8 protein-coding genes and 2 pseudogenes are annotated in these 13,392 nt (G+C 51.8%); 6 read left to right on the top strand and 4 right to left on the bottom strand.

The window, feature by feature from the left end; translation table 11 throughout:
- Positions 1–730 precede the first annotated feature (730 nt).
- From JOD24_RS08680 to JOD24_RS08655, 5 genes and pseudogenes are all read left to right on the top strand, one after another.
- Positions 731–1,678 carry a bile acid:sodium symporter family protein gene (locus JOD24_RS08680; protein ID WP_429246753.1) on the top strand — a complete coding sequence of 316 codons (948 nt, stop codon included), beginning with the start codon at positions 731–733 and terminating at the stop codon, positions 1,676–1,678.
- A 665-nt stretch (positions 1,679–2,343) separates the two neighbouring features.
- Positions 2,344–3,973, top strand: a pseudogene (locus JOD24_RS08675) (MDR family MFS transporter).
- Positions 3,974–4,194: 221 nt separating this feature from the next.
- A pseudogene (gene trhO / locus JOD24_RS08665) lies at positions 4,195–5,093 on the top strand (oxygen-dependent tRNA uridine(34) hydroxylase TrhO).
- 135 nt (positions 5,094–5,228) lie between these two features.
- Positions 5,229–6,377, top strand: coding sequence for a cytochrome P450 (locus JOD24_RS08660; RefSeq protein ID WP_429246756.1), 1,149 nt, complete (start codon positions 5,229–5,231; stop codon positions 6,375–6,377).
- A gap of 766 nt (positions 6,378–7,143) precedes the next feature.
- On the top strand, positions 7,144–8,349 hold the full coding sequence (locus tag JOD24_RS08655; protein WP_429246750.1) for a GTP-binding protein: 1,206 nt from the start codon (positions 7,144–7,146) through the stop codon (positions 8,347–8,349).
- Positions 8,350–8,545: 196 nt separating this feature from the next.
- Here the strand turns inward: JOD24_RS08655 and JOD24_RS08650 are convergent, their stop codons facing one another.
- Entirely contained in the window at positions 8,546–8,998 is a 453-nt protein-coding gene (locus JOD24_RS08650) for an Hsp20/alpha crystallin family protein (RefSeq protein WP_380163051.1), read from the bottom strand.
- 434 nt (positions 8,999–9,432) lie between these two features.
- Here JOD24_RS08650 and JOD24_RS08645 point away from each other — a divergent pair, with 434 nt between their 5' ends.
- Positions 9,433–9,894, top strand: a complete 462-nt coding sequence (locus JOD24_RS08645) for a pyridoxamine 5'-phosphate oxidase family protein (protein WP_429246749.1) — start codon at positions 9,433–9,435, stop codon at positions 9,892–9,894.
- A 76-nt stretch (positions 9,895–9,970) separates the two neighbouring features.
- Here the strand turns inward: JOD24_RS08645 and JOD24_RS08640 are convergent, their stop codons facing one another.
- From JOD24_RS08640 to JOD24_RS08630, 3 genes are read right to left on the bottom strand one after another with little or no spacing between them, the layout of a single operon-like run.
- Positions 9,971–11,722, bottom strand: coding sequence for a CocE/NonD family hydrolase (locus JOD24_RS08640; protein WP_429246748.1), 1,752 nt, complete (start codon positions 11,720–11,722; stop codon positions 9,971–9,973).
- Between the two features lie 58 nt (positions 11,723–11,780).
- On the bottom strand, positions 11,781–12,446 hold the full coding sequence (locus tag JOD24_RS08635; protein ID WP_380163048.1) for an ABC transporter permease: 666 nt from the start codon (positions 12,444–12,446) through the stop codon (positions 11,781–11,783).
- Positions 12,447–12,451: 5 nt separating this feature from the next.
- Entirely contained in the window at positions 12,452–13,357 is a 906-nt protein-coding gene (locus JOD24_RS08630) for an osmoprotectant ABC transporter substrate-binding protein (RefSeq protein WP_380163098.1), read from the bottom strand.
- Between the last annotated feature and the right edge of the window lie 35 nt (positions 13,358–13,392).

Raw genomic sequence — 13,392 nt, 5'->3', positions numbered from 1 at the left:
AGATCAAACCCGTTTTCATTGGAAGCGGGCAGGACCTGCCGCAGAGGCTTTTATCCTCACGGTGTACACCGGAGAGCCGGTGTTGATGCCACTCGGTCGCAAACCCCGTCATGGACGGGTGGAACCCTAGGCATCCTCCTACACGTGCGTGACGTGATTCAATTTATTTAGGTGCTATTATAATCAGGTATCGATTTCATTGTCAACCACCTTTTTATTCGCAATTCAAGATTCGGGGATAGCCCCGCTGAAAACCCCAGAAACCAGGCGAAATCAGGCGTGTTGATTATCCATATTTTAAGTGAGGTGATCGGGGTTCGCCCACGGTCCGCGCCGAATCTAGTCATCGGGCAGGGGCAAAGCCGGGAAGTCAGCAACACAAGGATGAAGGTTGCCCATAAGAATCTTCCTGTTTGTACTTGACAAAGGGATTGTGAAACAGTGTATAGTGTTTTTTAAACATTGTCACAATCCAATTCATGTTTTTTATCAGGCGTTGATTATCCATACATCCGGATGGGGAGATCGTGTTCACCCACGCACCGATTCCACCCTACAAGGAAGTGGAGACGATCCGTTCCGAATCTAACCGTTGGGTAGGGGCAAAGCCGAGACGGAAGTATCATAAGGTCGTTTTGGTAGCACATGAGACTCCCTTCCACCGTCCATTTTCTAGTTAATCAATCGCCCTGATTTTCATTTATTCCGTCGAGAAAAGGGAGGGATCCTCTTGCAGCGTTGGAATCGAGCCAGTCGCTTTGCACAGCAGTCTTTCGCCCTCTGGGTTCTGGTTTTCGCCGGCATCGCCTGGATGTTTCCGGAAATCTTTCGGTGGATCGGCCCCGCCATCAATCTTCTTCTGGGAATCATCATGTTTGGAATGGGGCTCACTCTGAAAGGGGAGGATTTCCGACTCGTCTTCCAGCGGCCCGGACCAGTCCTGGCGGGAGTCTGCCTTCAATTCATCATCATGCCCGCCACCGCCTGGATCATCGCCACTTCCTTGGGATTGTCCCCGGAACTGGCTGCCGGAGTGATGCTGGTAGGAGCTTGTCCTGGCGGGACCGCTTCCAACGTAATCGTCTATCTAGCCAAAGGGGACGTTCCCCTGTCAGTCACCATGACCAGCATCTCTACCCTGCTAGCCCCCCTACTCACCCCTTTCCTTCTCTGGTGGTTGGCCGGTTCTTGGTTGCCGGTAGATCCCGGATCCATGGTCCTGACTATCCTCCAGGTGGTGATCCTGCCCATCATACTGGGATTGCTGGCCCGCCGTTTCTTCCCCGTCACCGTCCACCGGTCCACAGAAGCTCTCCCCCTGATCTCCGTCACCACCATTGTCATCATCGTGGCTGCCGTGGTGGCACTCAACGCTGACAGCCTGAGGGAAACAGCGCTTCCCGTCGTCCTGGCGGTCATCCTGCATAACGGACTCGGCCTGCTCCTGGGTTACTGGTGCCCCCGGGTTCTGCGGCTGGATGAGCCCCGCAGCCGGGCCGTCTCCGTCGAAGTCGGCATGCAGAACTCCGGCCTTGCTGTCGCTCTCGCCTTGGCCCACTTGAATCCAATCGCCGCTCTGCCTGGAGCCATTTTCAGTGTCTGGCATAATATTTCCGGCGCTCTCTTGGCCACCTACTGGTCCCGCAAAGGACGGGAAAAATCCGGACAGACACCGTAGACCCTCCCAAAGGGCGATGAAGGGAAGCGGGGTGAAAAACACTGGAGGGGAGGGTCGGGTTTCCCATGGAGTGACTTTGACTTACAAGAACAACGGAACGAAATGGGAAATCCCTTCCTGGCTTTAGCTACTTCTGCTCGACTGGATCAACTTGTACATCCAGATCCTAAATCTCACTCAGGGAAGGGACAGGTCTGTTGACAAATTTAATTCGATTCATTAATATTTCGGTATATGAATCAATTTTTCCGCCAACCCGACCCAGGGTGGTTTTTTTTGTAAAAATGTAGAGCATCTCCTTTCCAGTGAATCCTTACCGTGGGGGATCCCCATCAGAGATTTAACTCCTACAACGACACAAGGCTGTTGATTAACCACAAAATGGATGGGAACGAAATGATCCTTTCGCTCTCCCATGGTCCCCATCGTAAAATATCGCTTGAGGGGGGACAGGGATGGTGGGACGGCTACGATCTCTTGCAAAGAACGCAAAGGCTCTTCACCGTCCCACCATCCCGACCCTATTTCCAACCTAAAATATGGCTAATCAACTCGCCTGACAACGACACAATAATTGGAAACCTCCCTGCGACGGTTTCAGAAACTATCCAGTAACTAAATATATAGATATAAAGATTGCAGGCCTAAAGAGGAGTGGAAGAAGCATGGAACATTTAAATAAGAGAAAGAAAGTGATCATCATGCTGGCGATCATGGCATCTATGCTGTTCGCCAGTCTGAACCAGACGATTGTGGGAACCTCACTACCCCGCATCGTAACCGTCTTGGGAGGGATGGAGTATTTCAACTGGGTGTTCACCATCTTTATGCTGGCATCCAGTGTCACCGCCATTCTGGTGGGGAAACTGTCGGATATCTACGGACGTAAGATCTTTATCTTGACCGGATTGGGAATCTTTATGGTAGGATCTTTCCTGTGTGGAACTTCCAATACTATGATTCAGCTGATCATTTATCGGGGGATTCAAGGCTTTGGCGGTGGGATGATCATGTCCACGGCCTTCTCTGCTGTCGGGGACCTGTTTTCTCCCCGGGAACGGGGACGCTGGCAAGGCTTGATGAGTTCCGTCTTCGGTCTCTCCAGTGTTCTGGGGCCCACCCTGGGAGGATACATCGTGGATCACTTCGACTGGCATTGGGTTTTTTGGATCTTCCTGCCTGTCGGTGTGGTTGCCTTCTTCCTGATCCTGCGCCTGTTCCCCAATACAGAGACCGGCGAAAAAAAACGAATCGACTACTTCGGATCAATTTTCCTGATCTTTACCATGATCCCGATGTTGCTCGCCTTCACTTGGGCCGGGGAGGATTACGCTTGGACCTCCTTCGAGATTTTGGGCCTGTTTGCATTTTCCATCGTCGCCCTGGCCGTCTTTATCCTGATTGAAAAACGGACTGAAAATCCAATGCTTCCCTTGAATCTCTTTAAAAACAAGATATTTACCTTGTCCAATGTCATCGGTTTCTTGATTGGCGTCAGCATGTTTTGTGTCATTATGTTTATGCCCTTTTTTATCCAAGGGGTGATAGGAACCTCCGCTTCCAAATCCGGTTTTGTTCTGATGTTCATGTCTCTCAGTATGACTTTTGCCAGCATCATCACGGGGCAAGTGATCACCCGTACCGGCAAATATAAAAAACTGGCTCTGATAGGGGCACTCATCATGTCGATGGGGATGTACCTCCTCAGCACCATGGATGCAGACACCTCCAATCGGATGGCCGTCGTTAACCTCATCATCACCGGACTCGGCCTGGGAATGGCTTTTCCCATCTTCAACCTCACCGTACAAAATGCCGTCTCCCACAACAATTTAGGGGTAGCCACCGCTTCCATTCAGTTGTTCCGACAGATGGGGGGGGACAATCGGGGTTGCCGTGATGGGAAGTATCATGTCTTCCCGGATGGAAAGCAAATTGGCGGAAGGACTGACTCAGTCCCCCACCAGCCACGCTTCTGAATTGACGGGTAAATTGAAGGGATTGGATCCCCAAATCCTTCTCTCCCCGGAAAAGTTGGAACACTTGCGCTCTCAGTTTCCATCGGGGATGAGCGGACTGTTTGACCATATCATCCATTTTCTGCGGGAGGCTATGAGTTTCGGACTCTCCGGAGTCTTTCTCACCGGAATGGGTGTCATGATCCTAGTTGCCTTCCTTACCCTCTTCCTTCCGGAGATCCCACTTCGGACCAGCAACCAGGACCCCTCAGAAGAGAAGGAGGACACCAAGCGGGATTCTACTTCTACCCGAACCGACCTCCAACCGCAAAACTGATCCTCTCTCCTCCCAGTGCATCGTTGCCAGGGAGGAGTTATTTTTTTCAGGGCTGTTGATGAACCATAAAGTGATAGGGCGAATCAACACGCCTAATTTTTTTGGAACGCCCTTCCGAGAAAAACATCTCTTTTCCTTCAGACAGGATCCTGGTGTACAATAGATTGAAAACCTACCGAGCGCAATCGGAGGTATGACAAGTGTTGCGAAGGAGGATGAGGATGGACATATCAAAAACCAACCCCGAAGCTCTCCCAGGAGCCTATCAGGTTTTATTATATTATCAGTATGTCCCCATCGAAGATCCACAAAGCTTTGCGAGAGAGCATCTTGCTTTCTGCCGGGACCTTGGCTTGAAGGGAAGGATCTTGGTGGCAGCAGAGGGGATTAACGGCACCGTATCCGGCACCCTTTCAGCAACAGAGACTTACATGGAAACGATGCATGCAGACCCCCGCTTCCGAGAAATGGTGTTTAAAGTGGATCCCCACGACAGCCATGCTTTTAAAAAGATGCATGTCCGCCACAAAGCGGAATTGGTCACCTTCCGTGTCCCAAAGGATCTGGACCCCAACCAAAAATCGGGAACCCGTCTGACTCCCGAGCAATTCCGGGAAGCGATGCATGCCGAGGATGTGCTGATCCTGGATGGTCGCACCGATTATGAGTATGATCTCGGCCATTTCAAGAACGCCATCCGCCCCGATGTCCGTTTTTTCCGCGAATTTCCTGACTGGATTCGAGAGAATCTGGCCTCATACAAAGACAAAAAAATCCTCACCTACTGACGGCCTTCATGCTGGAAGAAAGATTCCAAGATGTCTCCCAACTGGAGGGGGGAATCGTCACCTATGGAAAGGACCCGGAGGTGGGAGGGGACGGTTTCGACGGGAAATGTTTCGTTTTTGACGAACGCCTGTCGGTGCCGGTCAGCCAAGTGGAGGAAACCATCGTCGGCAAATGTTTTCACTGCGGCCAACCGACAGAGAATTATATCAACTGCGCCAACGACCGCTGTCACAGGCTCCATCTCTGTTGCCCGAGTTGCGAAGAGGAACACCGGGGCTATTGTTCCCCTTCCTGTAAGACGACGATCCAGAAGGAGGAGAGGCACGCCTGATCCCCCCGCCTTCCAGATTTATTCGATACATTCAACCCGTCCTTGGATGGGTTTTTCTATTTATCACATTACTTCATGGTAAGATGGGGTGAACCTCTAAACCGGCTTCATCATAAGGAGGGAACCGTTTTGAAGATGACGACGATCTGGAAGGAAGTCAACCCCTTTCCCTGGTATCGTGAGATGCGTGAACATCGACCCGTCTGGAAGGATCCGGAGACGGGCGTCTGGCATGTGTTCCGTTATGAGGATGTAAAACGGGTGCTGTCGGATTACCGCTATTTTTCCTCCTGTACCGGAGATTCCACCGATAATGTATTCGGTGCCAGCATGCTCCAGCTGGATCCACCCCGCCACCGGCAACTCCGCTCTCTCGTCTCTCAGGCTTTCACACCCCGGGCGATCCGCCGCCTGGAACCCCGGATCCGGGAAATCGCCATCGGGCTGCTGGAAAAAATCCACGGGGAAGAGATGGACATCGTGCAGGACTTTGCCTATCCCTTACCCGTAATTGTGATCGCGGAACTGCTGGGGGTGCCGCCGAAAGACCGGGAAAGGTTCAAGCTGTGGTCCGATGTGGTGGTGGCTGCAGAAGGACCTCAGTTGGAGGAAAAAGCCCTTTCCTTTAACCAGGTGCAGCAAGAGATGGTCGAGTACTTTCTGCAGATGCTGGAGGAACGCCGCCAGCATCCCCAAGAAGACCTGATCAGCGGGTTGCTGGCGGTTGAAACCGAGGGAGAACACCTCTCCGACATGGACCTACTCGGCTTCTGCGCTCTGCTCCTTGTCGCCGGCAACGAGACGACGACTAACCTGATCGCCAATGCGTTTCTCTGCTTTGACGAGGAGCCCCCCATTGAAGACCGGCTGCGGCAACAGCCGAAGGCGATCCCCCACGCGGTGGAAGAAGTCCTTCGCCACCGATCTCCGGTGAAAGGGATGTCCCGACGGGTGACCACGGATACAGAACTGGGTGGTGAGACCCTGGGAAAGGGAGAGTACGTCTTTGCTTGGATCGCTTCCGCCAACCGGGACGATAATCACTTCCCCGACGGCGATCGGTTCGATATCGACCGGGATTCCAGAGGCCACATCGCCTTCGGCCACGGGGTTCACTTTTGTCTCGGTGCCCCCCTCGCCCGTCTGGAGGCCGTGATCTCTCTGGAGGAATTGCTCCGCCGCTTCTCCGACATCCGAATCCGACCAGAGACAGTGCTGGAGGGAATCCACAGTCCCATCGTCTACGGCGTCCCCAACCTGCCGGTCACCTTTAGGCGGAGATGATCCAGTCCGGAGAACATTATATAAAAAGCGACAGGGCTGTTGATTAAAGTGGATGATGGGAACGAAACAACCCTTTCGCTCTTCCCATTGCCTCATCACAAAATATGGCTTGAGGGGACGGGGATGGTGGAACGGCTACGATCTCTTGTCAAGAGCGCAAAGGCTCTTCACCGTTCCACCATCCCGACCTTATTTTCTGCCTAAAATAGGGTTCATCAACACGCCTAAAAAAGCGATGGTCACCAATTGATCATCGTTTTTTCATTGTATCCGGGCCGGACAGGAACAAACTCCGGTGATGAATACGGTTAGCTGAATCGTCTGGACCCTTCTCTTGATTCGACTTTCGAGGGGGGCCATGTGAGTATCCACTTGACCTCCTATTGTAAATCGTAATAGATACAATACAGGGCTGTTCATTAACCACTGATGGAATGAAACGATCTTTTCGCTCTTTCCATTGCCCCCATCCTAAAAATTGCTTGAGGAGACAGGGATGGTGGAATGGCTACAATCTCTTGCAAAGAACGCAAAGGCTCTTCATCCTCCCACCATTCCGACCCTTAGTTCCTACCTGAAATAGGGTGAATCAACACGCCTGATACGAATATAACCCAAGACTCATCTCTTCAAGAAGGGAGCTGGAATCCATATTTCAAACAATATCGTTGACAAGAAACGATCCATTGGATAAACTGGGTTGGCCAATTACAAAGCGTAATGATTACGTTTTGTACTACCCAATTCAGAAAGGTGTGAATCAAAAATGACAAAGGGGAAAATCCCGGTTACCGTATTAAGCGGTTATCTCGGTGCAGGGAAGACGACGGTACTCAACCATGTCCTGAACAACCGACAAGGGATCCGAGTTGCTGTCATCGTCAACGACATGAGCGAAGTGAATATCGATGCCGACCTGGTAAAACAAGGAGGAGGCCTCTCCCGCACAGAGGAGAAGCTGGTGGAGATGTCCAACGGCTGTATCTGTTGCACCTTGCGTGAAGATCTGCTGATTGAAGTGGAGCGCTTGGCCCAGGAGGCGCAGTTTGACTACATCCTGATCGAATCGACGGGGATCAGTGAACCGGTTCCAGTGGCGCAAACCTTCTCTTACATAGATACAGAAAACGGCATCGATCTGACTTCCCTTTGCCGTCTGGACACCATGGTGACCGTGGTGGACGCAAACCGCTTCTGGCACGACTTCTCCTCCGGCGAGTCCCTCCTCGACCGAAAGCAAGCTGCCGGCGAGGAAGATATCCGGGATGTGGTCGACCTGCTGATCGATCAGATCGAGTTCTGTAACGTGCTCCTCCTCAACAAATGCGATCTGGTACCAAAAGAGAAGCTGGATCAGATGGAAAAACTATTCCGCAAACTGGCCCCTGAGGCCCGGATTATTCACACGGTAAAGGGACAAGTGGAGCCTGAAGAAATCCTTAACACTGGCTTGTTTGATTTTGAACAGGCAAGCCAGTCGGCGGGATGGCTGAAAGAGCTGGAACAGGAAGAACACACACCGGAAACCGAGGAATACGGCATCTCCTCCTTTGTCTACAAACGGCGCCTCCCCTTCCACCCCGAACGTCTCTACCGCTGGATGGAGGAGTGGCCGGAGGAGGTCGTCCGTTCAAAAGGGATCGCCTGGGTGGCCAACGGTAGCGAAGCCGCCTACCAGGTGAGTCAAGCCGGGCCTTCGATCCAGATCGGTCCATTCGCCTATTGGGTAGCCTCCCTGCCCGAAGCGGAGAAAGCCGTCATCTTTCAGGAGCAACCCGAGGTGAAGGACGATTGGGATCCCGTTTGGGGCGATCGTTTGACCCAGCTGGTATGGATCGGCATCGGGATCGACCGGCAAGAGTTGGAGGCCTCGTTGGATAACTGTCTATTGACGCCGGAGGAAATGAAGCAAGACTGGAGCCGATTCACCGATCCTCTTCCCCGGGCGGAGGAAGCGGCAGCGGAAGTGTGATCATCATCCGGTGTTCTGAAAGCGGGAATCCGCCAGAGCCAAACCCGCTCCCGGCATCGTTTTTTCCTCACCATTTAAATGAAAACGGCCTGAACCCTTGGGGGTACAGGCTTTTTATTCATCATCAAAAAGGAGGTGAGAAAAAATTTTTCAAACAGATGACACCTCCGATTTGACGGCCACCATTTGTCCTTCATCAATGTTTGTTAATCTGGATCTTCCGTGGCTCCCTTGATTGGTCTTTCGGCACATAAACATGGAGAACCCCGTTCTCAGCGTCAGCAGTGATCCTTTCCATATCCGCGTTGTTCGGTAAAGTAAAAGACCGCTGAAAGGTCCCGTAACGGCTTTCCACCAGGTGGTAACGGTTCTCTTCTTTCCGTTCCTCCCGCCGTTCACCCCGGATGACCAGGGTGTTTCCCTGCACCTCAATCTCCACGTCATCCGGTTCCATTCCCGGGATTTCCACTTGGATCTCATAGTGATCCGCCTTTTCTTCCACGTTCAGAGCCGGTAAAAATCCCTGTCCTCCGAACCCTTCTCCAGGAAACAGCGGTTCATTGAAAAACCGCTGAAAAGAACGGTCCAACTCATGGCGAAACCGATTCAAGGAATCGGGATGACCCTCATGTCGCTCCAAAAAACGCATTTACAACAACTCCCTTCTTCAACAAGGTCCCCTTTATTATGCATCAACAGAGAAAAATCTATGATTCGTCCTTTTGATCATCTTCCCGAGTAGACCCGTGTCGCCGCCATCTGATGATCACACAGACACCCTCTGCTTTCAGGTGGGAATAATCTAACTTCCGGTAACGTACTATTATCGGAAGTTAAAACGGCGTGCTAACTAATCATTCCTATTTCAGGAGAGAAAATCGGGCGCCACTCCATCGACCTTAGCACCTCAGGTACTTCCATTTAGGTGGAATAAGAAACAATCCCACTCTCCCTCAAATATTGTCATCCAACTGCCGGGATAGATCTTGTTTACCAGACCGGAGAATACCTACTTTCCTTCAAAGGAAATCTTCCTGAGTTGGAGAAGGGGGAAACATCTTTTCCTAGAGGAGGAGTTTAGGTATGAAAATCATCCGCGATCGGAAACACAGTTTTGACCTAGAGAATTTCCTTGCCCAGCCGCTATTTGCTCACCTCTCCACAGTCTGTGAAGAAGGTCCCCGGAATTCCCCGGTCTGGTTTCATTGGGAGGGGGGATATTTATGGATCATCGGTATTCCATCCACGGACAGCTTTCCGGACCGGATCCGGAAAGATCCACGATGCGCTGTGGGGATTGTCCAATTCCACCGGGAGAGCGGCCAAGTATTTCATGCCGGCATCCGGGGACAGGCCACGGTAGAACCCTTCGATACCGGGATCGCCACCCGCTTGCTCTCTCGCTACCTGGGTCCCGATGAAGAGTCCTGGGATCCCCGGTTTCAAAACCTGGATGACAGCAACGTCCTGATCCGAATCCAACCTGAAACCGTTGTCCTCCGGGATCAATCCTATGAACCGGCATCGATGACAAAACACCCCTAAGATCAGAGAAGAATGCTGCTTCTTCCCCGAAGGAAAGGAACCCACCCGGCATTTGCCGGGCGGGTTCCTTTCAGAATCATTGCACTGGGATCACAGGTAGCAGAACATGGGAAGGAGTCTTTGCCGAATGATAAATCCTTTGCTTGGCCTTCCGGATCTCCTTGCTCTCTTTCAGAGTTTTTCCCGTATTAGGATTGGGATCAAAACGGGGAAAGTTACTGGAAGAGATCTCGATCCGGATGCGGTGACCTGGAAGAAACACATTGCTGGTCGCCCACAAGTCGATTGAATACTCCACCACTTCCCCATTTAAGTCCGCCGCGGGTTGGACTCCCTCTCGATAGCGGGCGCGAAGGATGCCGTCAGTCAGATTGTAAGCCCTCCCATCCGGCATCACATCCACTAGCTTAGCGGTAAAATCCGTATCCTTCGCATCTGTGGCCGCCCAGAGAATCACCTGGACATCCCCTGTAACCTCCAGGGGCTCCGTTAAGGGTTCCGATGTATAGACGAGTACATCCTCCCGCTCCTCGATCTCCCTTTGATCACGCGGGCCCATCGTGTTTACTCCGGCATATAAGGTGGCTCCTCCTTGTGTTGGCACCGGATTTCCCGGGTCGTATATGAAACTGTCGCAGGGCTCATCCCCGGGCTTCTCCGTCGACAGGCCTCCGTCTCCCTGCCGGGTGCGGGCACTGCCTGCACTGTGAAAGTAATAAGGTACATACCGAGTACGGGCCAAAGGCCATTCCTCTTCATTTCGCCACCGGTTGATCCCCATGACAAAGATTTTCACCGGGGGCTCCTCCATCACCTGGGTCTCGATTCCTTTCAGCCAGTAATCAAACCAACGAAGATGGAGCTGGTTCAGATCTTCCTGAAGATCGATCCCATCGCCGGAAGCCTGGATACCAAAAGAACGTTCACCCACCACCGAACTGAAATCGCCGTGACCCCAGGGTCCGATAAGCAATTTTTGATGATGCTTCGCCAAACCCCCGCCCTTTGCCTGCAATTCCCTGAAATTTTCCAACGTGGGACCCAGCAGGCAATCGTACCACCCGCCAACATGATAAGCCGGGACTCGGATTTGCCCGTACTTGCCTTGTAAACTAGTCTTTTCCCAAAAATCGTCTTCCACATGATGCTTCAGCAACTCCGAGAAAAATTCCTCCACACCCAATTCTTCGACAAGGGGCCATGCATCCAGGGGTGCGTTCCGATCCCACCCTTCGATCCGGTTATAATTTTGTGCCATTCGGGTCATGGATTGTGTATAAGCTGGAGTGTCCCCGTATTTCCTTTTGATGAGATCCGGGAGCATCGATTCCACGATCCATGTTTCCCATAGGCCCAATTCGTAAGCACCCTGGTGAAACAAGACCCCCTTTCGCAGATCGTTCAGGGTCATCGCGGGAAAGATAGCGCCCAGATGTGGGGGACGCTCCGTTGCTGCCATCAACTGTGTGAATCCGTAGTAGGAAAGACCGAACATCCCCACTTTTCCTGAAGCGTACGGCAACGAAGCAGCCCATTCCACCGTGTCATATCCGTCTTCCGCCTCACCTTGAAAGGGGCGAAATTCCCCTTCTGATTGATATCGACCCCGAACATCCTGAATGATGACCACATAGCCTTCTCCGACCAGCCGGTTGGGATCGAGATAACGGTGTGAAAACATAGGAAGGTCTTTACTGTACGGCAACCGGGTCAACAACACCGGGAAGGTTCCCGGTTGGTCCGGTCGATAAATGTCGGCGTAAAGCACGGTTTGATCCCGTAGGATACAAGGAACGTTTTTCTCCAAGATCACGTTGGATGAGATCACATGCACCCCCCTCTGTCTTTGCAATTTCCCTCACCCTGTTCGTTGAAGTGGTTTCGGATCAAGCGGAGTTCTTCATCGCTTTGGTATCTACCGGCGACAGCCGACGCTCCAGCCAACCCATCATGATATCCGCTAGCACAGCCATCAGCGCGGTGGGAATCGCTCCTGCCAGGATAATGACGGTCCCGTCTGTCACATTGGTTCCCCGCACGATAATCGAACCCAGACCCCCACCTCCGATAAACGTTCCCACCGTGGCAATCCCGATGGCAATTACGAGGGCGGTTCGGAGACCGGCCATGATGACAGACAGAGATAGGGGCAATTCCACCATCCGCAGGATTTGGAACTTGGTCATCCCCATGGCTTCTCCTGACTCCAATAAGGTATGGTCTACATTGCGAATCCCTGTGTAGGTATTTTTAATAATCGGCAACAGGGAGTACAAAAAGAGTGCAACCACCACAGTGTTAGCTCCCAATCCCATCACCAACATCAGAATAGCCAACATCGCCAATGCCGGAACCGTTTGGATAATATTGGCCAAGGACAAAACCCAGCCGCTCAACCGATGATAACGGGCAATCATGATTCCTACGGGAATAGCTACTATAGCTGCAAATATAACCCCGTATGCGGACATCAAAAAGTGCCGGTAAAATTGCTCCCACACATAGCCTGCATTTTGGGAGTAATAGGTCCACACTCCATGGATCGTTTCCAAGGATCTCACCTCCCAGATGGCTTATGCTCGAAGTAATCGTGTTTCTCCAGAAACTCTTCGGCGACCGTCGCCGGCTCTTTCATATTGACATCCGCTTCATAGTTCAGCTCCAACATGGTGTCGGTATCGATTTTACCTGCCAACCTCTCCAAAATACCTCGGATTTCGGGATGCTTTTTCAGCACATCATTCCGGGCCACCGGTGAAGCGTCATAAGGCGGAAAAAACCGTTTTTCATCTTCTAAGGCGACCAAATCAAAAGCCTTCAACCGTCCGTCGGTGGTGTAGGCGAGGACCACGTCCATTTTTCCACTTCCCACTGCCTGATAGACCAGTCCGATTTGCATGGGGAAGGTGCGGCTGAATTTAAATCCATAGGTCTTGGTAAATCCCTCGTAGCCGTCTCCTTTTCGTTTCAGCCAACTGCTGTCCACCCCCAAACTCAGTTTGGAAGCCACCCGCTCTAAATCCGACACGGTTTTCAAGTTTTCTTCTTCCGCCTTTTTCCGGGTAACGGTAAAAGCATAGGAGTTCGCAAAACCATAGGAATCAAACCAAGTCTGGTCAAAGCGTTCGCTAAATTCCTTCTGAACTTGTTTCAGTGCTTTTTTCGGATCTTTTTCCGGCTCCATCGCTAATGCTCCAGTCAGATCCGTCCCGGTATAGCGTGTGGGGGTAATATCCACATCTCCACTGGTGATCGCTTGATGCTGAACCGTGGAGGATCCCAGATTCTCAATCATTTCCACGTTCAAATCCGTCTCTTTTTCAATCATGAGGCGAACAATATGGCTCACAATAGCGGATTCCGTCGTGTTTAATGTACCAATCTTCACCGTGTTGCGAGAGGGTCCACTCAACCCTGGCAACGAACACCCGCTGACAAGTGACAGACATAGTACCGATACCATCAATAAACTTCCAATCCGTTTCCGCACCTTGGATG

Origin of the sequence: Kroppenstedtia sanguinis (assembly GCF_050433445.1) — a bacterium.
Taxonomy (GTDB): Bacteria; Bacillota; Bacilli; order Thermoactinomycetales; family DSM-45169; genus Kroppenstedtia; species Kroppenstedtia sanguinis.
Note: the sequence above shows the minus strand (reverse complement) of the source record. Positions and strands in the feature narration are given on the sequence as shown.